Origin of the sequence: Fastidiosibacter lacustris (genome assembly GCF_003428155.1) — a bacterium.
In the GTDB taxonomy this organism is placed as follows: Bacteria; Pseudomonadota; Gammaproteobacteria; order Francisellales; family Francisellaceae; genus Caedibacter; species Caedibacter lacustris.
Genome location: NZ_QLIR01000015.1, coordinates 24,026 through 46,002 on the forward strand (window position 1 = coordinate 24,026; position 21,977 = coordinate 46,002).

Sequence of the window (21,977 nt, forward strand, 5' to 3'; positions counted from 1 at the left end):
ATAACACTACCCGCAATTTTAAGTCGAACTCATTTAATGCTAAGTTAAAATATTTTCTTAAAGTAATAAGTTTAAAGTAATAAGAATGTCATAACAGATGGATTTACATTTAGCTCAAACAGTGATTATATAGCTAGACTCAGAAATAAAGCTAACGTATTAACATAATAATGATCGTACTATCTGGAGATGTCGGGGGCACAAATACACGCCTTCAAATAACGGAGCATCAAAGTAAAAAAGCGAAAATAATCTTTGCCAAAAAATATTTGGCAGCTGAGTTTAAAAGTCTATCTGCGATCATTGAGCAGTTTTTGGCAGAGGCTACATTTGATCGATCCAAGATTCAAGCTGTGTGTATTGCAGTTGCAGGTCCTGTTAAAAATGGAGCAATTGAATTTACGAATTTACCCTGGGGTTTAACCGAGAATGAGTTAGCAGAGGTGCTTTGTTTGGATAAAAGCAAAGTAAGATTAATTAATGATTTTACATCGATTGGTTATGGTCTAGATTCGGTAGAAAAAAACAATTTAATTTGTCTACAAAAAGCGGAAATTGATCCTGATGCGCCAATAGCCATGGTAGGGGCAGGCACAGGAATTGGGATGGGAATTGTAACTAAACATAACGGTCAAACTTTAGTCTATCCAAGCGAAGGAGGACACCAAGATTTTGCGCCAGTAGATGATGAGCAAATTGGATTATTTCAATTTTTGAAAAAGCGGCTACATCGGGTTTCAATCGAGAGAATTTGTTGTGGTCCTGGTCTTATTAACATCTATAAATATGTCGTTGCAAATCCATTGTATAACCAGCCTGAGTCGCCAGAATTAAAGCGAGATATGCACAAAGGGATTGACCATGCTCAGCTTATTACTCAGTATGCGTTGGAAAAAGGTGATCCTATGGCGTTAAGAGCCGTGGATATATTTATTCGTGTATATGGTGCAGTTGCAGGTGATATGGCACTGGTTACTTTACCAAAAGGTGGATTGTATATTGTTGGTGGAATTGCACCTAAAATTATTACACAAATGCAGGATGGTCGTTTCATGAAAACCTTTCAAGATAAGGGGAGGTTATCTGGTTTAATGAAAGAAATTCCTATTTTTGTTGTTATGGATACTGACGTTGGTATCAAGGGGGCTGCCGAATTTGCGTTATCATTGTGCAAAAAATAATCCTGGCAATTTTACCAATATCCTATATGATACCCATGCAAAATGGGTTTATTTTAAAACGTCCAATTTGATTATATATAGACGGTTAATGAAGGTAAAAATATGCAGAAAATATTAAAACAACCAATAGACTTAAAAAGTGTATTGGTCTTAACGTTGACTCCTATTGCTGCTGTTATTTTTATTCCATATTATGCAATTAGCTATGGATTTTCAGCAGCAGATTGGTTTTGGTTTAGTTTTTTTATGATAGCAACTGGAGTTTCGATTACAGCGGGTTACCATCGATTATGGGCTCATCGTGCTTATAAGGCAAAAGCACCATTGAAGATATTCTTCATGTTGTTTGGTGCAGCTGCGCTACAAAACAGCATTATCAAATGGTCCTCAGATCATCGTAAACATCATCGTTTTGTCGATGATAAAGAAATGGACCCTTATGCAGCAACAAAAGGCTTTTGGTATAGTCACTTTACATGGATGTTACGTCATTTACCTAAAAAAGTGGCGCAAGTTGAGAACGTAAGTGATTTAGAAAATGATAAAATTGTTGCTTTTCAGCATAAATATTACGTTCTATTAGCAATTTTTATGTGCGTGATTTTGCCCATACTTATTGGTGCGAGCTACGGTAGTATTGGTGGTTGTTTGTTATTAGCAGGATTATTGCGTTTGGTGCTCAATCATCACTTTACTTTTTTTATTAATTCACTTGCACACATTTGGGGTAAGCAAAAATTTTCAGACGAAAACACCGCGCGTGATAATCCAATCTTGTCGTTAGTTACTTATGGGGAGGGTTATCACAACTATCATCACAAATATGCAGGTGACTATCGCAATGGAGTGAAGTGGTACGACTTTGATCCATCTAAGTGGTTGATTTATGGAGCATCCAAAATTGGTTGGGCATATGATTTAAAAACAATACCTAAGCCTGCTATTGAGGCAGCAAGAGCATCCATGCAACTAAAAGAAGCACAAAGTAGAATTAAAGACAAACGCTATATTAAGCTCGTCGTTGACTTTGAGAAAAGGTTGGAGGATCAGTATAAAGTGCTTTTTGATAGTATCAAGGAGTGGGCAAAAGCCAAACAAGCTTGGTTACAAGCTAAAAAAGATAAGTTATCTGCCACCCAAATTTTACAGTTAAAAGAGCACTATAAGTCATTGAAACAGAAATTTAAAACCGAACGTAAATTATGGCGCACACTTTCAAACTCATCTGTCAAGGTTGCTAAATTAAAAGTTGCATAGTTTAAAATTCCTCCCACCCATCTAAATGATGGTGGGTCAATAACTACCTGTTTTAGCAGGCAGTCATTTAACATTTAATGTGAGTGATTATCTTATAGTCCACGATTAGTTTAAACCTTGCAATGCAACATAGGTCTCATGATTTTGTTCGACAACATGCAAGTGTACGACTACAATAAACACAAATTTATAAGGACAGCAATCGTTAGAATGAAAAAATGTGGCTATATTGCAATTATTGGGCGACCTAACGTAGGTAAATCAACATTGCTTAATCATATCTTAAAGTATAAAGTCAGCATAACTAGCCGCAAACCACAAACAACAAGGCATCAAATTACAGGAGTTAAAACCGTTAAAAATGCACAGTTTATCTATGTTGATACTCCAGGCTTGCATCAAGATGAGCCACGAGCAATTAATAGAATGATGAATAGGCAAGCAATGAGTGTAATCAACGATGTTGATGTCGTGCTATTTGTTGTTGAAGTGGGTAAATGGACAGCTGCTGAAGAATGGATTTTGCAAAAACTTGGGAGCGTTAAGGTATCTGTGATATTGGTTATTAATAAAGTTGATCAACTACATAATCGCCAGCAAGAGCAATTGTTTGAAAAACAAATAAGACAAAAATATCATTTCGCGGCGAGCTTTTTGATCTCGGCAAAACAAGGGCATTTAATCACAGAGTTGGAGCAAACAATTGAGCAGTACTTACCTGTAAGTGAACACTTTTTCTATGCTGAAGATCAAGTTACTGATCGTACAGAGCGTTTTATGATCGCAGAAATTATCCGTGAGAAACTTATGCGCACTTTAGGTCAGGAAGTGCCATATCAATTAACGGTTGAGATCAATAAATGTAAATTTGATGAACAGCGTCAATTAATGGAAATTTTTGCAACGATTTTGGTTGAGCGTATGGGACAAAAAGCAATGGTAATTGGCAGTAAAGGACAAAAACTCAAGAAAATTGGTAGTGAAGCACGCAAGGATATCGAATATATGCTGGGGAAAAAAGTCTTTTTGGAATTATGGGTTAAAGTCAAAGAAGGCTGGTCAGATGATGAGCGTGCACTTAAATCATTGGGATATGATTTGTAATTTTAAAAAGGTAATGGAAAATGACAGAAGGTGATAATATATCCACGGCTGATACATCGTTTGTAACTGAAAATGCTCAAATTGAAAATAGAAAAAATAAAGCATGGATTAAATATCTAGTTTTAGCAATTGTCGTAGTTGTCTGTGTTGGTGGTTTTTATACTTATGTAAAATATACAGAAATCTATCCATCAACAGATGACGCTTATATAAATGCCAATATTATTCAAATATCAGCACAAGTGACAGGTAAACTTGGTAAGCTATATATTGAAAACAATCAAGAGGTCAAAAAGGGGCAGCTTTTATTTACTATCGAGTCACAGAGTTTTCAATATGCACAAGATAAAGCAAAGGCTGATTTAATCCTCTTAGAACAGGAGGTAGCTGCAATTGAAGATAATATTGAAGTACAGAAAGCTAAACTTAAACAAGCTCAAGCACAGCAGTTTGTAGCTGAACAAAAAGAAATAAGGATCATAAAACTTGTATCTAAAGGCATGGCATCTCAAGAAAATGGAGACGAGGTGAAAGGGAATTTAGAGGTTGCCAGAGCGAATGTAAATGCTGCGCTTGCAGGTATTGCCCAACAACAAAAGCAATTGGTATTACAGCAGTCTAAAATTGCAGCAGCGAAAGCAAACTTGTCTACCGCTGAACTTAACCTGAGCTATACCAAAATCTATGCACCTACCTCTGGCTTTATTACCAATTTTAATTTACAGCATGGATCTTTGATTACCCAAAATCAAAATTTATTTGTATTGGTAAGTAATGAGCATTTTTGGATAGATGCAAATTATAAAGAAACTCAAATGTCACGCATGAAAGTTGGTCAAAAAGCAACGATTAGATTGGATATGTATCAAAATGTCGAACTAAGTGGCACAATTCAAAGTATTTCTGAAGGAAGTGGTAGTATATTTTCGCTTCTTCCACCTGAAAATGCATCTGGGAACTGGGTGAAGGTAGTGCAGCGTTTTCCAGTTAAAGTTATATTAGATAAAGGGGAAATAAATAAAGTTCCACATTTACGAGTTGGGTCATCTGCCACAGTTCAAGTCGATACAAACAGTTAATTATTTAACGCCTAGCTCAATCAATCTTTCTTGTAAAAAACTATCTGCAGTTGGGTACCTTTTGGAAAGATAAACTTCAGGTTTAGCATGCATAAAGCAAGGAATAGACATCCGATCAATCCCTAGTGCTTCACCTTCTGGTTTAATAACACGGTGTTTTGTCGCAATGTACTCAAAATCAGTCATTTCTTGTAACATATCGCCGATGTTAATAATGATTGATTGTGGTTTGCAAAGTACCTCATACCATTTATCTTCTTTATGCGAATAAACTTCTAATCCTGGAGAAGATGCAACAGGTAGTAATGTAATGAGATTGATATCTTCATGTGCAGCAGCTCGAATTGCACCTGGTTCTTCATCACCTTGGATAGCAGGATAGTGCAGAATTCTAAAGAGTGTACGTTCTAGCGACAGCGCATCAACTAAAGGCATTGCGAGCTTGTTAGATACTGCATGATCCATATGACTATCTATCCATTGCAATAGTGTTTTTCCTAACGTGAAAAGTTGATTAAACAGTTCTCGTGCTTGATTGGAAACTTCTTTTGGATATCGTCCATGTGGAAAATATAAATGGAAGTAATGCTTAATATCACGAGTTATTTCACCTTTGGCGATTTCAGAGACATCAAGTGGAAAGTAACCATCTTGTGTATCCTTATTATAATAATAGTTTTTTGCAGCATCAGAGTTAATGAATTGACGCCACTCGGTATAAACTTCTTCAACTAACTGCCAATCAATAGGATGTTTCTCTAATACTGCAAACCCCGTTTGTTTTAATGAGTCAGTAAAAAGTTTTGTAGCATTTGCTGCATAAAAATCAACGTTTAAAATTTTCATAAAATACCTTATGATTAAACCAAGTTTTGGCTATCCTAAAGAGCGAGTAAGATGATGTCAATAAATGGTAAAAGAGATGATAATAAATACCATTTTTTTTTACTTAGATTGATTTTCTTTTAGGTTTTTTGGTAAAAATTTGCTAGAATACTGCAAATTTCTGACACCCGTATCCTTTTCATAAATTACTATATAATGATTTATTGTTAATAAATTGTGGTTGTTTATGTTAGGTATGCAAAAGTAAAAGGTATATGAGAGAATGGCATTAGAGCATTTATTGCATCCAACAACAGTGAATAATCAAGAAAGAATTGGCAATCAAGCAAAGATTACTTTAGAGCCTTTGGAGCGTGGCTTTGGTCATACCTTAGGTTTTTCGTTAAAGCAAATCATGTTACACGTTTTATCAGGTGCATCGTTAACAAAAGTTAAATTTAACGATGGTGTGAATAGTGAGGTCAAGTTAGCAACAACTGAATCAGTTGAAGAGTTATTGCTTAATTTGCAAATCATTAAGTTTAAACTGGATTCAGCTCATACCACTGGTAATATAAGTATTAAATTATCAGGAAAAGCTCGTGAAGTATACGCTGCAGACTTAACCTTATCAGAAGGTGTAGAGATTTTAAATCCTGATGTGCTTATTTGCCAATATGTAGGAAAAGATAAGCTTAGCATTGAAGGATGGATAGAGTCAGGTGCTGGTTATAAACCTGCAAATCAGAACTTTATAGATGGTTACTTTATGTTAGATGCTTCTTTTTCACCTGTTGTCAGTCTCAATTACAACGTTGAAAACGCGCGTGTTGCACAAAGAACTGACTTGGACAAACTTATTTTAGATGTGCAAACAGATGGCAGCTTGACACCTTCGGAGGCATTGAGTTTAGCGGCACAAAAGATTCAATCTCAAATGTCTAGAATTGTTGATGAAGAAGCATTAGCTGAACGTTTGCACATTGAAGAAGAACCAAAAATTGATCCGTTTTTATTAAAAACAGTAGAAGAGTTAGACTTAACTGTGCGTTCTGCAAACTGCTTGAAGTCTGAGAATATTCGTTATATTGGTGAGCTTGTTCAACGCACGGAATCTGAGCTTATGAAAACACCAAACTTTGGACGTAAATCTTTAAATGAAATTAAAGAAAAACTTTCTTCGTATGGATACTCATTAGGCACAATTGTTGGAGATTGGTCAAGGGATTTAATATAGTAGAGTCGTCAATATTAGGTTCTGTTCTGTAAACCAAAAAAACTACACGCTACGTAATTAGAGTATGCAAGATACGATGCTTGATTCAACGATTGTAAGAGGTGCATGCTTGTTCGGCAGGTTATAAAAAGAAGGCAATGCGCTTCAAGCGTTTGGTAGAAGCAAGGGTGGCTTTATCAATATGATCCTGTACATGAAGAAAAAATTGCAAACAACTGCTTGAAGCGTTATTTTTTCTTGATTTGCATAACATGAAAAAGCATCTCAAGCAGCTGACAAGTAGTTTTAATGGGAACGGAGTATACGAGTGACAAACTAAGACACTACCCACTCACTACCTTGAATAGTTACCTTAAAGCAATAAGCGCTCCAACACCACTGAACAAACATCCAAATAGTAAATAAAAGGTAGGAGCAGAATCTCCAATGATTACTGAGGAAATACCGCCTATCGCGGGGAAAAGTGCTACCATATAGCTGCTTGCAGATGCTCCGATGCGCGCAACTAATTTAAGATAAAACATCCATGCAGTAAAAGAGGAAAAGACAATTAAAAACATCAAAGCCCCGAGGTAGGAAAAGGATATTGGCAATGTAAAGCTCTGTTTTTGTATCAGACAAACCATAAGTGAAAATATAAAAGCGACGGCAAAACCAATGCTATTTGAATACATCGCATTCACACCACATCGTACATTTCTTGCGGAGGCAACATCACCAATCGCCGTCAATAGCGTTCCAAGCAATGCAATGGCTATTCCCTTTAAATTGCTCACTCCAGCGCCATTCATTAACAAAGGATAAACAAGTATGGAGACACCCATAATGCCCATCGAGCCTCCAACCAGAATTCTAGGATGAAGACGGTCTCCTAGACATATGCGAAGCGCAATTGGAGTCATAACAGTTTTGAGTGAAAATATCAACGTTACAAGTGCAGCAGAAACCCATATTGTCGCATAATACAGGCAAATATAACTCAAGGCTAGGTTGCATATTCCAAAGCTCGCTATAGGGAGAAAATCCTGTCGAGAAAGCCTTCCCCTAGGTTTTATAAGATACAAAAAAGCAACAAACAATAAAACGGTTCCGCCCAATCGATACGTCAGCGATAATTCAAGGTTCACAGGGGTTCCTTGAATTTTGATGACGACAAAGTTCACTCCCCAAACAATGGCGCAAAAGGCGTACATAAAAACTGTCATGCGTTTAAAAAATCCTGCTCGTGACTGAAAGAAATTCCAAAATAGTGAAAAACTTCCGTGAGTGCGAAAGCTAATTTCTCGATCTGCTCTTTGGTATGGTTTGGCGTCACGTTAACGCGAAAGCGCTCTGTGCCTATAGGAACTGTCGGTGAATTGATTGGCTGTAGATAGATATGATGTTGTTCTAGTAAACGCTTTGCAGCATCCTTGCATTTTTTTGCATCTCCAATCAACACGGGAAGAATATGTGTGCGACTTGATGCCATTATTGGAATATGTGCGCGAATTAGCGCATCCCTTAACGTATTGGTCTTCTGATGCAACACAATTCGTTCGTTATCTGATGATTTCAGATATTCAACGCTTGCATGACAAGCTGCAACAACCGCAGGAGGTAAGGACGTTGTAAAAATAAATCCAGGTGCAAATGAGCGAATAACATCAACAAGTAGTGATGAGGCTGCAATATATCCTCCAATGACTCCAATACTCTTTGCCATTGTTCCCTGAATGAAATCTAACTTATTGGCAATTCCTAATTCAGCAGCAATGCCAGCACCGCGCGGTCCATAAATACCTATTGCATGCACTTCATCAAGAAATGTTAACGCGTTATATTTCTTTGCAAGCGCTACAATCTTTTGAATTGGAGCAATATCACCATCCATGGAATATACCGATTCAAATACAATAATTTTTGGTCGATCAAATGGTTGAGCTACAAGCAGTGCCTCTAAATGCTCAACATCATTGTGTCTAAACACCATTCTTTCAGCCTGAGTACTACGTATCCCATTAATGATCGATGCATGGTTACGTTCATCAGAAAACACTATGCAGTCAGAAAGCAACCGTAGCAGACATTGTAATGTTGCATCATTTGCACCATATCCTGTGGGAAACACCAATGCGGCTTCTTTTCCATGCCACTCAGCAAGAGCAGATTCAAGCGCGGTGTAGTAAGAGTGTGTCCCACCGATATTTCTAGAACCACCAGAGCCGGCGCCCAAAGATCGAATTGCGTCATGCATGGCTTCTGTCACGATATGATGTTGTGACATCCCTAAATAATCATTGCTGCACCAGACAACAACCTGCTCTGTACTTTTTTGAGTTACTGATTGAGCTAACGGATATTGTCCGCGTATCCTATTGATGGTGACGAACTCTCGATACTGTCCACTTTCCTTCAAAGACTCCAGTTTTTGGCTGATAATTTTTGTATACACCTTGTAAAACCTTGTTTGCTTTTGTTATTTGAATAGTGCGGCGAATTAATATGCCCTTAAGGGGGGGGAGTCAAGCGGAAAATAATTCTGACTAGTCATAAGGGGTTCTGTCGCAGACTCAACAATTAGTTCATAATTTATACAAACAGTCATTCTCTGGACATAATTATGCTGCGAGTGCATAGAACTGTTCATATATGGAAAAACTGTGAAAGGAAAATTAATACAAGTTTGCAAATGGTTGTACTCGCTTCATTAGGCTAATAGCACAGAAGAAACTTTGAACAGGCTCTAAAGTATGACACCACTAATTAATAGTTACTGGCGAAGAAAAATTGACTTTGTCATTATTAAGAAGGTTTTATGCGTGTTGCTAGCGATAACACGCAATTTCTTAGCATATTTCAAACTTCTGATATAGGCAAAATTTGTTTAATCAAAGATCGTCGTTAATAAATTAAAAGACTCTTGGCAACTTCAAAAACAATACATACGCTTTTTATTGATAGTGCTTATCTTAAGTTTTCTTTTTTAGCTTGATAAGCCAGTACTGATTGGTTGATTTTGGTCTCAATTATTATAATTTTTAATTAAGCTCATAAGTTTTGATTGGACTTAAATCACTGAATGCTATAAATGTGTGCTAACAAAATGTACTCTGTGTTACGCTTTTTCAACAATAATTTCTCGAGATTTTTTAGCACACTCTGGCTTCTTAGGTAACGTGATCCACAGCATTCCCTTTTTGAAAGAAGCCTTTGCTTTATCTACATCAACTGTTTCAGGCAAAAGTATACTACGCTCATATCTCCCATAACTAATTTCGCGCATCATATAGTTCTTATTTTTATCTTGTTTAGAGCTGGTTTTTTCACCTTTGATAGTTAAAATGCCATTATCGATTGAGACTTTGATGTCATTTTCACCCATACCAGGCATTTCAATTTCAACTTTAAATTGGTCATTATCATCCACGATATCAGTGGCGGGGTTAAGTGAAACGTTTTCAAAACGTTCGCTAGGAAAATGAAATGGTTCGAACCACTCATTAAAGTCACTCATAACCTTATTGAGTTCATTTTGTAGTGACCAGAATGGGTTTTGCTTGCTTTGACTAATAGTAACAGGAATGTTTTTCTTTGTGCTTAAAAAATTCATAATGCAACCTCCTATGTAATACCTAAGATTAATTAAGCATGACAAGTATCTTTTAGTTTTTAAAAGGCTGCCTTGACTAAAGTCAAGTTGTAAGAAAAAAATGATCTTTTTTTATTGTGTGAGTCAACATTATAGATGATAAATTAAGTCTTAAGAGGGTCGATTGGATTGCATTTATCTCTCTGCCCTACAAGGAAAAGTTTTGGGATAATGATAACAAACATATTGATTTAAGTTAAAACGATCAGGGATATTAATATGTTCATTGTTAACTTGTATCCCACATTGCTTACTAAGCTTGCCTAAAGCACGAGAAAATGTTTCAGGTTTCATACCTAGGCGCAACGCTAATAAAGCTTTATTATAAGGTAGTTTTAAACTTATATTTATTTGCTTTTTTGTATTGTCACATAATTGTAATAGAAAACTGCCAACTCGTTGCATGGCATTTTGAGTAGACAAATGTTCAATGTGTGTAGTTAACTGTCGTTGCTTTTGCAAAGTAGCTTGCAAAAAGTTTAACGATAAGTTGTGATCAGACAATATCAGCTGTTTTAATGATTGAATGGGTAAGGTAAAGATTTCAAGATGTGAAATAGATTGTGCTTCATAAGTATACTCTTTACTCGATGTAAAGAGGAAGTTTTCACCACAATAATGACTTTGAGTAAGCACATCGACAATGATTTCTTCCCCGTCAATGCTTTGTTTATATAACTTAATACTACCAGTTATGACATATAAAAAAGTTTGTTGGCTTTGGGCGTGGTTAAAAACAATGGCATCTTTTTTATAAACGTACCGTTTAGCGATTTGTGATAGTCGTTTTAAGCTTTCTTGTGAAGCTTGTGAAAACAAGCCAATGCATTGAAAGAAGTCTACTTGCATAACAATTTACCAAAATCATGATCAGAATATCAAACTAGCTGTTTCTATATTGTTATTATTTTACATTGCAAACTATATGAAATTGGTAATAAAGTGTATTCTATTTAATATAAATAAATAGTAGGGTAATATCTTAAATAATCTTGTTTTTAAATGTTCCTCTTGGTTAATTTAGAATTTTGCTGAGGGATAAAAGCCAGAATAACAGCGATGATCAAACCAATTGTAATAGGTAAAAGTGCCGTTTGGAAACCAGATAGTGTATTTGTAGTATATTGATAAGCAGATTGATACCAACTTAAAATCCAACCAATTAATGGCTGCAATAGCGGACCACCTAGACCAATGATAATCATGTTAGTAAAACCCATTGCCATGCCTTGTGCATCTGGATGTACAATTTTTTCGACACTACCAAACGGAAGAATATAAGCACCTGATCCGCATCCTAATAAAAACAAGACAATATTAGCAATGCTAAATTGCATGGGTAAGTACAAAAGCAGTGAAAAGCTAATAAATGCAATGATACTGAAGAGTTGCATCACGAGCTGACATCCTATCTTGCTAGCAAGCCAACCGCTTAGAGCGGCACCGACAGCTGCACCAATAAAAACAAATGCAGTGGCATATGCGGCATAATTTACATGATCTGGATATAGAGTTTGTAAAAAGCCAATACACCACAAAGAGGCAAAGGCACTAATAATGGTAAAAATTAAACCGCCAAATAAGTTATAACGCCAAACGTTTAGGTTTTTAAGTAATATAATAAAGTGTTTTAATATGTGAGGTTCACAATTTGTTTTTTGTGATTTTGTTGTATTTTTACAAATTTCATGTTGAGTGGATTTTACAAAGATAAGAATAAGAAGTGCAAGGATAAACCCAATTATCGCACAAATAATCATAGCAATACGCCAGCCATAACTTTGAATCCAAATTTCCAAGAAATAATCTCCAAGGGCTCCTCCTAGCATCCCCATCATTTCAATAAGTCCTGCAAGGAGGGTAAATCTTTGAGGGTACCAACGTGCCGCTAAGTACATTGCACAAGCCACACCTGGCGCACTTGCGATTCCCATGATAATGCGAGAAATATTGGCACTTCCAAAGCATTCAGAAAAAGAAAAGCCTAAAGTACTGACTGCAAGTATAAAGGTTGAGACAAACAATGTCTTTTTAGGACCAAATTTATCAATAATAAAGCCTGCTGGAATTTGTAACAGAATGTAAGGATAAAAAAAGGCTGATGATAGAAAGCCAATTTGTATCAAGTTAAGATATAAGTCTTGCATTAAAGTATGCACCATTAAGCTCGTTGAGCCTTGTAATAAAAATTGGTACAAAACAAAAAAGCCGCCTAGAAAACAAATCCAAGCAGCTATGAGATTACGATGACTAATCATAGATCCTAATTTACGTTAAGAATATCATTTCTAATATGCTTCTTTATACTGAAAAAAAAGGTAAATGTCGAAATATGTTTTTGACAATAGTGAATGTACGAAGGAAAAAAATGGAAAAACCAATTTAAGTAATGGACCTAAACTAGCTTTTGAATCCATAATTATAGGCTTGACAAAAACTTTTTTATCTTGTCTATCTTGAGTATTGGCTTAATTAACTGAGCTTTTGCGCTAAAATCAAATGCGTACTTTGGCTGCTTTTGTGTATAATAGGGTTACTTTTTCTCAATCACCATAACGCATGAAATTAAAAAAAATTATCTTATATTCATTCACCATTTTTGGCGTTACAACACTAACAAGTTGTGGTTCAACCAGTGATTTTTTCCGTAACCGTGACTTTGATTATGCACGCCAACCTGTAGAGCAAAACAAGCCACTTGAAGTGCCAAAGTCTGTGTCTGACAACCCTAATATTCATCCAGCACTTGTCGTGCCAGAAGGGCAAACAAGTTTTACAACTAATGAGTTTAAACAAGCACAAAGCGCTTTATTGCCACCTAATTTTGGATCAGGCTATAACGTGAGTCTTATTGAACAAAAGCAACTTTACGTGGTTTCTACTAAACTTGATTATGATAAAAACAATCAAGCAAAGCTTATAATTTATGAGCCATATAAGTTAGTATGGAAAATTATTGAAGATGCTTTACAAAATAAGGTATCGACAATCGTAATTGAAAAAACAGACAAAGACAATAGTCGGTTTGTGATTAAAGATAAACTGTCAGCTAAATCATACTATGTATTTATTGAACCTATTAAAAATGAATTTAGACGTGCCCAGCTTTCATTGTTTGAAATAGATGAAAAGCCAGCAACAGATAAACTATCTCAGCAATTGGTCGAAGCGATTGATAAAGCGATAAAGGGTCAACAAGTTGATGAAGCAATGCTCATTAATGCACAATTTGGCTTTATTAACACAAATAGTGGTTTGAAGTTCCAACTTTATACCGACGATACACTCGCGTCTATCGTATTTGTAGGTGATGAGCAAACCATAAATAAGACTTTAAAACAGGCAATTAATAATGCTGGTTTTAAATACATAGCGTATGATGAAAAACAGCAAACAATTTTGATTGAGGATAGCAAAGACCAAAGCTATTTATTGTATTTATACCCTTATACACAAAACGGATCAATTTTCAGTGATATGAGTAATTGGCGCAACTTCTTTAGAGAAGAGCAGCAACAATTAAGAGTATCTTTATTTGATATAAAACAAGTTCTTATTCCCGTTGAAGTCGCTAAACTCATTTTAGCAAACATTGCAAGTCATATTCCATTAACATCCGCACAATAAATGAAGTAGAAAAAGGCTAAATAAAATGAAGAAGTCATTAATATACCAAGGAAAAGCAAAATCAGTTTATCAAACAGACAATAGCAATGAAGTTGTGATTGAATATCGAGATGATGCTACTGCTTTTAATGGTGTGAAAAAGGAAGCCTTAAAAGATAAAGGTCATGTCAATAACTTATTTAATGCCTATATTATGCAAAAACTTGAGGAGAGAGGAGTAAAAACACACTTTATTAAAGTGCTATCCGAAACAGAAAGTTTGATGAAAAAGCTACAGATGATTCCTGTTGAATGTGTTGTTCGTAACTATGCTGCAGGTGGAATTTGTAAGCGCTTGGGACTTGAAAAAGGCATGAAATTTGAGCGTCCTGTTTTTGAATTTTTTTTGAAAGACGATGCCTTAGGTGACCCTATGATCAACACATCACACATCTTGACTTTTAATTGGGCAGCGCCTGAGGAAATAAAATATATGCGCAAGGTGACTTTTACAGTTAATGATATTTTGTCTAAGTTATTTGATGATGCGGGGTTGCTATTAGTTGATTATAAGCTTGAATTTGGTCGCTTTAATGGTGCGTTATTGTTGGGTGATGAGTTTAGTCCTGATGGCTGTCGGCTATGGGATAAACAAACAAAAGATGTATTTGATAAAGACCGTTTTCGTCAGGATTTAGGTGACGTGGTAGGGCACTATAAAACCGTTGCTAAACGTATTGGGCTTACGTTGATATAACTAATGCGTTTTGTTTTGTATAAATTTTTATTGTTCGCATTGATTTGTTTTTTAGGAATAACCTTAAGTTATGCGTGGCAATTAAACACCGTTAGTCAACATAAATTAGTAAATGCTGGTGTATCTTTTTATGAGTTTGCAGCTATTGAAAAGAAAACCTTTCCTATATTAGTTGATGTTGTTGTTCTTAAAAATAATCAATATCACGCGGGTTTGTTTATCCAACGTGAGGATAATATTCAAAGTACACTAGATATAGCATCATATAACAATGCTTTTTTAGCCACAAATGGGGGCTATTATCGTGAGGGTTTTTTAGTCAATGGGCTTTTAATTGATCAGGGAAAACTCAGATTGGGATTAGTTGAAAATAGCTTGCTATCTTCAGTTATAACGATAGATAAAAATGGTCAAATAAGTATTTTAGACAAAGATCAAAACTATAAAAATGCATATTATGCGTTTCAAGCAGGACCAGTTCTCATGAAAAATAATGAGATACAAAAAGTTGAAAACACACGTATTTCAAAAAGAGTAATTTATGCAGAAACTACGAATAATCATTTAATGGTATTTTTTATTGATAGTGCAACTTTGCAACAAAGTGCTAATGTCATAAAGGCAATTACAGCTCAACTTAATTTCCATGTTACACGAGCAGTAAATTTTGATGGAGGTATAGCAGCAGCTTTTGTATTGCGTCAAATTGTAACACCAATTATTTATCCAGAGTACGTTCCAGTAAAAAGTGTAGTGTATTTCAAACTTACTGAAAATGAAATAGGCAAAAATCGATAAAAAAACTTAATTATTATTTGAAATATTTGATAGAGATCAGATTTGATGAATATGACTAAGGACAACAGATGATAATCACATGCTGCGAGACACGGAAAGCGTTATTGCCGCTAATCAATCAACATATAAAATTATATTTAGAAATGAAAAATGAGTATGAGAAAATTAAAAATGCGTGAGTCCAGTTAGTTAAAGGCTTTATCAAGCAGTTTGGCGTAGATCTTATTGCAGGTGTTTTAGGTGATCGTGAGTTTATTGGTGGAGTATGGTTAAAGTTACTCAATGATCATGGAATTCCATTTGTTATTCAGGTAAAGCAAAACCAATTAACCACCATTGCAAAGGAGGCTTGAAGTGGATGTTTCGGCACTGCTTTATGGCGTAAAAGTACATGAGATTAAAAAATATCAAAGATAATCAGTTGTAAAATCTTTCATATAATTTGCGATAAACCAATAACTTTTAAATGCGATTCCTCTGATAAACTATTCTTTTTGTGTTGATTTATATTTGCTTTTTCAATATTATACATTTAGTTACTTAAATTAACTAAAAACTAAAATGTTTCTGAATAATAATTGCAAAAAGTACCTTTTAGTTTCTGCCATTCCAACCCCAAATGGAATGGTTGCATTTGGGACATATTGGAGGGCCATTTTTAAAGTTAGACGTAATCAAAAGATCAAATCAGCAAATTGGCAACGTTGTCTTCTTTTGTAGTGGCTCTGATAGCTATGAGTCTCATGCTTTACTTGCCGCACATAACCAAAAAAAATCAATTGAAGCGCTTTGCTTTTTTTATCATGATCAAATTGTAAATGACTTGAAAACCATGTTAATTGATATGGATCTTTTCTTGAATCCATTGGATATCAAGTATAAAAATCATTTGACTGAAATAACACAACAGCAAGTAAAGCAATTGGTTGATATGGGCAAAGCTGTTGAAATTAATGAACAGTACCCTTTTTCTAATAACTATGGATTTCTACCTCCCAGTTTTATTGCTGGTATCTGCCCAGAGTGCAAGCACGCTACTTCTGGCTTTATTTGTGAAACATGTGGATTTACCTATAGACCAGAAGAAATGACAGGCGTTCACTGTCGCTCAGAGTTTAAGTTAACAGAAATGAAGAGAGTTAGTACGCTATTTCTCAAAATGGATAAACCACAGCTGCAGAAGGCGCTTGTGGCTTCTTATGTCCCGAAAAACTCTCTTGAATTGACACAAAGTTTTCTAGCCAAGAATGACTACACACGATTAACCCTTCCAATTAAGTGGGGGATTTCAGCTTCGCATGAACGAGTTTATTATAGCTATGGTACATTTTTTTCTTACTACACAGCATTGAGAGAGTCTTGTGTTAAAGCTTTAAATTTAAAAACTCTACCCTTTACTGAGGATGCGGACGTTAATACAGTGGTCAGTTTTGGTTTTGATAACACATTGACTTTTTTGGTAGAGACATTAAATCAAGCTCTGTCATTAGGTCATAAAGGTTTTGATTGCTACTTGTCAAATAAATTTTTAACATTAAATGGAGATAAGTTTTCTACCAGTAGAAACCATGCTATATGGGTTCACAAGTTACCTAAAAATATTAGCATCGATTTGATTAGATTATTCTTGCTCAAAGTTAATGCTGATCAGGATCAGAGTGATTTTAATCTGCAGGAATTTGTAAGTTTCTATAATTGGATTGCTTGTATAATAAACGCAAAAATAATTAGTAAATTAAAAGTTCCAAATTTCTATTTGCCTAGACAAGAGCACAACAAACATAGTAGCGGCCTGTTAAGATTATGGGAGCAGAAAAAAATGGATGCAATCCCCAGTAATTATAGTGGAAATAAGTTTTATTTGGATATTATAAGCTGGCTGGAAGGCGACGTTTATGAAAGTGAGTATATGGAATGGTTGCACGGTATCGCGATTCTTTGCTATCCGGTAATGCCAGTGTTGAGTCAAAGAGTGTGGGATTTTCTTGGAGGTACCGGAGTACCATCATTAGAGAATTGCAATCACTTTTCTTCGGAGCCATTCTCAATGAGTGAGATTGAGCAAATTAATATTTCTGAAATCAAGGTAGGCTAGTAATGAATAAGTATGACATAGTTGGCATAGGAGCTGGTCCTGCCAATCTGAGTTTATCTGCGTTATTGGGTGTGAGAGCCCCTGAATTAACGGCGCGATTTGTCGAAAGGCAGAGTAGCTTTAATTGGCATCCTGGCATGCTGCTACCAGAGGCTAAGCTACAGGTGTCTTATCTGAAAGATTTGGTAACTTTGGTAGATCCAACAAATCCATATTCTTATCTTAATTACCTGCATTCAAAAGGCTGTTTATATCAATTTATCACTGCCAATTTCGAAGCAGTTAGCCGTAGTGAGTTTGCTGATTATTTACAATGGGTTTTTAACAGTCTAAATAATGTAGACAAAGGCTCTGAGGTGACTGACCTTGATTATAATGGTGAGCATCTTAAAGTAACGACTTCTACAGGAGATATTTTATTAACTAAAAACCTTGTTTTAGGAACTGGGCTGCGACCCTATATTCCCAAGTGTTGTCGGAGTATTATTAGCGATACCGTGTTTCACAATAGTGAGTTTATGTTTAAAAAGCGAAACTTTAAAAACAAGACATTGGCCATTATTGGGGGCGGTCAGAGTGCGGCAGAAATAGTTCAATCTTTAATAAGTGATGAAGAAAACATGCCCGCAAAAATTTTGTGGTTTTCGAAAAGATTAAATTTTTTGCCTATCGATGACCCCCCATTCACAAACGAGCTATTTGTTCCCGCGTACTCTCGACACTTTTTTTCGTTGTCATCCGCCAAAAAAGAAAGATTATTGGCGCAACATAAATTAGCGAGTGATGGAATTTCAGAGTCCACTGCTGTATTGATATATAGGCGTTTGTATGAGCTGAAATATGTGAAAAAACTCCCTCAGATTTGTTATTTATTGCCATCTCATGAGTTGCATGACGTGAATCAACTCGATGACCGATATTCAATTTCGGTTTCTGATTTGGAAGCAGAATTAGATAAGCAATACAATGTAGATGGAATAATATTGTGCACAGGTTATCACTATCATGAACCACATTTCTTGAAAAAAATTTCAAATCAATTAAATAGGGATAAGCATGGTCTTATAGTTGATGAGGACTATCGCTTGCATTGGGAAGGAGATAAAAACTGCGCCATCTACATTCAAAATGGTGCACGACATACGCATGGTGTTGCCGATCCCAATCTGAGCTTGCTTGCTTATAGGAGTGCAAGAATCATCAATCAAATTTCAGGGAAAGAGGTTTATCAAAATGTTGAAGGTGATTGCCTGATTCAATGGGGCTTGGTTCAATAGCTGAAGAGAGATTTATGGAAATTTTAGAAAAACAATTTTTAGAAAATCTTCCGTTAGGTATAGAAGTTCAAGAGGTTTTATTTGCTGGCAATATACAGGGAGTTGCTCCTTTTAAGTCTTCTTTCTTTACGGTTCAGCCAGGCGTTACTACGCCATTCGATTGCCATGAAGTAAGAGAACTATGGTTAATCGTCAGTGGTACGGGACGTGTAACGTGTGATAAAAGTGTTTCTGAGGTAAAAGAAAAGGATGCGGTGTACTTTGATTCTTTTCAGCGGCATTCGGTAGAAAATATTGGTAATACTCCGCTTATTATTATTTCGATTTGGTGGAACCCATGAAAGAATATCAAAGCGATTTATTAATTATTGGTTGTGGGATTGTAGGGCTGACAACAGCAACACTCGCTGCAATACGTAACCCAAGCCTTTCAATGACTCTGGTAGATAAAAATTTAATTGGTTTTGGAGCATCAGGGTATTCTGCTGGCTTCTCGACACCACTTGCAAAAACGGACACAGAGAATGGAAAAAAATTGATTATTGAGGGTAGCTCTGTAATGCAAGAACTCCAAGACCATATTGATCTGAAGTTAAAAAAGAAACAGGCATACTACATTGTAGGTGCTACAAGCATAAATAATTTTCAGAAATATTATATAGCATCTGACTTGGAAGATTCTAATGATTGTGCATTAAAAACCAAATGTTCTATAGGGAATTATTTAAACATCCCAACGGATAAGAAAATTTATTTTTCTAGGCAAAGCGCTCACTGTGCTGATTTGCCAATGCTGATGAACCAAATGTCATTGTTTCTCAGAAGAAAAGCCCATATGATTTTTGAATGCTCTCCGATTCATCACATGGATAAAGAGCATATTACATTGGAGAGCGGGGTGAGCTTAAAAAGCAAAAAAAACCTTTTTACAACTGGTCCTTGGCAGTATGGGGAGGCACTTCAAAAAACTAATCAGGTGAAAATAAAAAAGGTTGCAGCATTGCATTTAGCTTCTATACCTGCTGAGGATGATCCAGCAATTATTTTTTTTGATGAGAAAGCTTTTTTATTGCCCTTGCCCGAAAAAGGTTATTGGCTGATGAGCTTCACTTCAGAAGATTGGGATGTAGCACCTAAGCAACAGCTGACATTTTCAGAGAAAGATTTAGAAATCGCTCTTGGGATTCTGAGGAAATATTCAAACGAACTGGGTGATTTATTTTCAGGTGGAAGAGTGTTTTGCGATCATTATTCGCCATCTGGGGAGATTTCAATTTCAACCCTGTCAAAAGCAAACCTTCTTGTTGAAGGAGCATCCGGATCTGGATATCGATTCTCTTATGCTATCGCTAGCCAAATATGTAGAGAGTTTTTAACATGAAAGAAAAGTCTGTGGTTTTTATTTTTATAGGTGCATTATTGCTATCATTTTCATATGGTGCTTTTTTCCTGTTACCTTTGTTTATAGAGCACTTGGGTGGGGCTCAAGATGCTACAGGGTTTCTCTTGGGAGTTACTGGAATTGGAACTATCTTTGCCGTTATTGTTAGTAAATTAATGTTAAAAAAAATGAAAAGTAATTTAGTAACTGTAATTGGTTGTATCTCATATACTGTTGGAATTTTATTATTTGTTTTTGTTGTACATTCTATGGGACTTAAAATTATTCTAGCTTCTCTACTGTTAGGTATAGGTTGGGGGTTTTATTACAATTCAGCACCATATTCCCTTTCTTTATTTGCAAATAATACCAATAGAAGTGTGTTTTTTAGTTATTTATCAGCTTTTAGCGTTCTAGGTTCTGGTGTGGCACCTGTTGCAACGCATTTTTTTGGAAGGACCAAATGGATTTTCAATATTTATTTTTTATTGCGGGTATTGCAAGTTTAGTTGCTGCAGGTTGTTTTTATTTAGCAAGACCTGAATTCAAAGAATTTCCAAAAAATGAAACACATTGGAAAACATTTTCTTTGATTATAAAATCAATGGCTCTATACCCTCTCATTATGGTATTTTTGGGAGCCTGTGCGTTTACCATTATGGTGAATTTTCAGTCAACATACGCAAATAGTATTGGAATGAATTATTCATCTTTTTATTTAATTTATTCCCTTTCTGTTGTTTTATCGCGACTTTTGTTGGGTAAGCGTCTTTCTCAATATAATCAGTATAAAGTTGCAATTGTGTTGTTAATCCTAATGGTGATAAGTTTGACCTCATTCTTGTTTTCAAGTGACAGTGTTTTGTTGTATTGTATTAGCTCAGCTTTATTTGGCATAAGTTATGGTTTAGTATATCCGACAATACAGGCTATTGCTGTTAATGTTACACAACCAAATCACCGGGCGGATGTGATTACCTTTTTTTCTTTATCATATTTTATTGGTGTCTATGCCTTTCCTCCAATAGCTGGATTGGCTATCGTGGCTTTTGGCTATACGAGTGTTATTATTATAATTTCTACCTTAGCTTTTATTGAGTTGATATTGGCACTTGTTTTACTAAAATTATCTATTTTTTCGATTAATCCAGAATCTCTGTACACGAAGAAAGATTTGCAAAGTGCTGAGTAAGACGTTATTTTTTCTTGATTTGCACAACATGAAAAAGCATCTCAATCAGCTAACGAATAGTCTAAAGAAAATTTCGGTAGTGTTATTATCTAGCAAATTTGTTTTTATAATTTCAAATAAAAAATAGCGAAAATTGATGTACGCTGCAGGAATTACAACTCAATAAAGACAGTTGAAGCAGGTAATAACCAATTGAAATCTAGTCCAAATGGTGCGCAAAGACACCGTTGCCTAGATTGTGGCGAATACTTTCAACTTGAATATAAAGCACTAGGTCGGCTGTCCAAGACAAAAGAAAGAATTCTTGATATGTGTAGCAATGGTAGTGGTATTCATGGTTGAACTATTCTACAGCCATGACTGGAAGAGCTATTCAAAATATATTAGAGTTCTTTCCAAACCTCAATTAGTCAATTTAAAGTTGTAAATTCCCGTTATTAAATTAAATCGAAGTCCAAACCTTTTTCGTCTATTCCGATATTTGTCGGCAATAATTTTAAAACGTTTTAACATGCCTATTACGTTTTCATTTAGTACACGGAGACTGGATAATTTTC

At 35.5% G+C, this 21,977-nt stretch carries 21 protein-coding genes and 1 pseudogene; 15 read left to right on the forward strand and 7 right to left on the reverse strand.

What is annotated here, in order from left to right; all coding sequences use genetic code 11:
• Window positions 1-170: 170 nt before the first annotated feature.
• The 4 genes from DNJ77_RS07545 to DNJ77_RS07560 all read left to right on the forward strand — a co-directional run bounded on the left by DNJ77_RS07545 (window position 171) and on the right by DNJ77_RS07560 (window position 4,621).
• Entirely contained in the window at window positions 171-1,181 is a 1,011-nt protein-coding gene (locus DNJ77_RS07545; protein ID WP_116964387.1) for a glucokinase, read from the forward strand.
• A 102-nt stretch (window positions 1,182-1,283) separates the two neighbouring features.
• Window positions 1,284-2,438 carry an acyl-CoA desaturase gene (locus tag DNJ77_RS07550; RefSeq protein ID WP_116964388.1) on the forward strand — a complete coding sequence of 385 codons (1,155 nt, stop codon included), beginning with the start codon at window positions 1,284-1,286 and terminating at the stop codon, window positions 2,436-2,438.
• A 210-nt stretch (window positions 2,439-2,648) separates the two neighbouring features.
• On the forward strand, window positions 2,649-3,542 hold the full coding sequence (gene era / locus DNJ77_RS07555; protein ID WP_116964389.1) for a GTPase Era: 894 nt from the start codon (window positions 2,649-2,651) through the stop codon (window positions 3,540-3,542).
• Between the two features lie 20 nt (window positions 3,543-3,562).
• Window positions 3,563-4,621, forward strand: coding sequence for an HlyD family secretion protein (locus DNJ77_RS07560; protein WP_116964390.1), 1,059 nt, complete (start codon window positions 3,563-3,565; stop codon window positions 4,619-4,621).
• Here DNJ77_RS07560 and DNJ77_RS07565 read toward each other — a convergent pair whose 3' ends face one another.
• On the reverse strand, window positions 4,622-5,467 hold the full coding sequence (locus tag DNJ77_RS07565; RefSeq protein ID WP_116964391.1) for a 2OG-Fe(II) oxygenase family protein: 846 nt from the start codon (window positions 5,465-5,467) through the stop codon (window positions 4,622-4,624).
• A gap of 262 nt (window positions 5,468-5,729) precedes the next feature.
• On the opposite strand from DNJ77_RS07565, the gene DNJ77_RS07570 reads away from it, so the two are divergent.
• Window positions 5,730-6,683 (forward strand): DNA-directed RNA polymerase subunit alpha, encoded by a 954-nt coding sequence (locus DNJ77_RS07570; RefSeq protein ID WP_116964392.1) that lies wholly within the window; start codon window positions 5,730-5,732, stop codon window positions 6,681-6,683.
• 347 nt (window positions 6,684-7,030) lie between these two features.
• Here DNJ77_RS07570 and DNJ77_RS07575 read toward each other — a convergent pair whose 3' ends face one another.
• The 5 genes from DNJ77_RS07575 to DNJ77_RS07595 all read right to left on the reverse strand — a co-directional run bounded on the left by DNJ77_RS07575 (window position 7,031) and on the right by DNJ77_RS07595 (window position 12,572).
• Window positions 7,031-7,888, reverse strand: a complete 858-nt coding sequence (locus tag DNJ77_RS07575; RefSeq protein WP_116964393.1) for a DMT family transporter — start codon at window positions 7,886-7,888, stop codon at window positions 7,031-7,033.
• Window positions 7,885-9,117: a 5-aminolevulinate synthase gene (hemA, locus tag DNJ77_RS07580; RefSeq protein ID WP_116964394.1), complete on the reverse strand. Its 1,233-nt coding sequence runs from the start codon at window positions 9,115-9,117 to the stop codon at window positions 7,885-7,887. Before hemA ends, DNJ77_RS07575 begins: the two co-directional genes overlap by 4 nt.
• A 663-nt stretch (window positions 9,118-9,780) precedes the next feature.
• The gene (locus tag DNJ77_RS07585) at window positions 9,781-10,275 is read right to left on the reverse strand and encodes an Hsp20/alpha crystallin family protein (protein ID WP_116964395.1); all 495 of its coding nucleotides are present in this window, start codon (window positions 10,273-10,275) and stop codon (window positions 9,781-9,783) included.
• A 174-nt stretch (window positions 10,276-10,449) separates the two neighbouring features.
• The gene (locus DNJ77_RS07590) at window positions 10,450-11,163 is read right to left on the reverse strand and encodes a Crp/Fnr family transcriptional regulator (protein WP_116964396.1); all 714 of its coding nucleotides are present in this window, start codon (window positions 11,161-11,163) and stop codon (window positions 10,450-10,452) included.
• Window positions 11,164-11,312: 149 nt separating this feature from the next.
• Entirely contained in the window at window positions 11,313-12,572 is a 1,260-nt protein-coding gene (locus tag DNJ77_RS07595) for an MFS transporter (RefSeq protein ID WP_116964397.1), read from the reverse strand.
• A gap of 301 nt (window positions 12,573-12,873) precedes the next feature.
• Here DNJ77_RS07595 and DNJ77_RS07600 point away from each other — a divergent pair, with 301 nt between their 5' ends.
• From DNJ77_RS07600 to DNJ77_RS09960, 10 genes are all read left to right on the forward strand, one after another.
• The gene (locus tag DNJ77_RS07600; RefSeq protein WP_116964398.1) at window positions 12,874-13,941 is read left to right on the forward strand and encodes a hypothetical protein; all 1,068 of its coding nucleotides are present in this window, start codon (window positions 12,874-12,876) and stop codon (window positions 13,939-13,941) included.
• A 25-nt stretch (window positions 13,942-13,966) separates the two neighbouring features.
• The gene (gene purC / locus DNJ77_RS07605) at window positions 13,967-14,677 is read left to right on the forward strand and encodes a phosphoribosylaminoimidazolesuccinocarboxamide synthase (RefSeq protein WP_116964399.1); all 711 of its coding nucleotides are present in this window, start codon (window positions 13,967-13,969) and stop codon (window positions 14,675-14,677) included.
• 3 nt (window positions 14,678-14,680) lie between these two features.
• Complete coding sequence (locus DNJ77_RS07610) at window positions 14,681-15,475, forward strand: phosphodiester glycosidase family protein (protein ID WP_116964400.1); 795 nt, start codon at window positions 14,681-14,683, stop codon at window positions 15,473-15,475.
• A 619-nt stretch (window positions 15,476-16,094) separates the two neighbouring features.
• Window positions 16,095-17,570 carry a class I tRNA ligase family protein gene (locus DNJ77_RS07615; protein WP_116964401.1) on the forward strand — a complete coding sequence of 492 codons (1,476 nt, stop codon included), beginning with the start codon at window positions 16,095-16,097 and terminating at the stop codon, window positions 17,568-17,570.
• Window positions 17,571-17,572: 2 nt separating this feature from the next.
• Complete coding sequence (locus DNJ77_RS07620) at window positions 17,573-18,847, forward strand: lysine N(6)-hydroxylase/L-ornithine N(5)-oxygenase family protein (RefSeq protein ID WP_116964402.1); 1,275 nt, start codon at window positions 17,573-17,575, stop codon at window positions 18,845-18,847.
• Entirely contained in the window at window positions 18,829-19,188 is a 360-nt protein-coding gene (locus DNJ77_RS07625; RefSeq protein WP_116964403.1) for a cupin domain-containing protein, read from the forward strand. The genes DNJ77_RS07620 and DNJ77_RS07625 overlap by 19 nt, the downstream gene beginning before the upstream one ends.
• Complete coding sequence (locus tag DNJ77_RS07630) at window positions 19,185-20,228, forward strand: FAD-dependent oxidoreductase (RefSeq protein ID WP_116964404.1); 1,044 nt, start codon at window positions 19,185-19,187, stop codon at window positions 20,226-20,228. The genes DNJ77_RS07625 and DNJ77_RS07630 overlap by 4 nt, the downstream gene beginning before the upstream one ends.
• On the forward strand, window positions 20,225-20,737 hold the full coding sequence (locus DNJ77_RS07635; RefSeq protein ID WP_116964405.1) for an MFS transporter: 513 nt from the start codon (window positions 20,225-20,227) through the stop codon (window positions 20,735-20,737). Before DNJ77_RS07630 ends, DNJ77_RS07635 begins: the two co-directional genes overlap by 4 nt.
• Window positions 20,692-21,420, forward strand: coding sequence for an MFS transporter (locus tag DNJ77_RS07640; protein ID WP_116964406.1), 729 nt, complete (start codon window positions 20,692-20,694; stop codon window positions 21,418-21,420). Before DNJ77_RS07635 ends, DNJ77_RS07640 begins: the two co-directional genes overlap by 46 nt.
• A 192-nt stretch (window positions 21,421-21,612) precedes the next feature.
• A complete protein-coding gene (locus tag DNJ77_RS09960; RefSeq protein WP_157966646.1) occupies window positions 21,613-21,762 on the forward strand; it encodes a hypothetical protein in 150 nt (49 codons plus the stop codon).
• Between the two features lie 60 nt (window positions 21,763-21,822).
• Here the strand turns inward: DNJ77_RS09960 and DNJ77_RS07645 are convergent.
• A pseudogene (locus tag DNJ77_RS07645) lies at window positions 21,823-21,977 on the reverse strand (IS5/IS1182 family transposase); the annotation flags it as partial.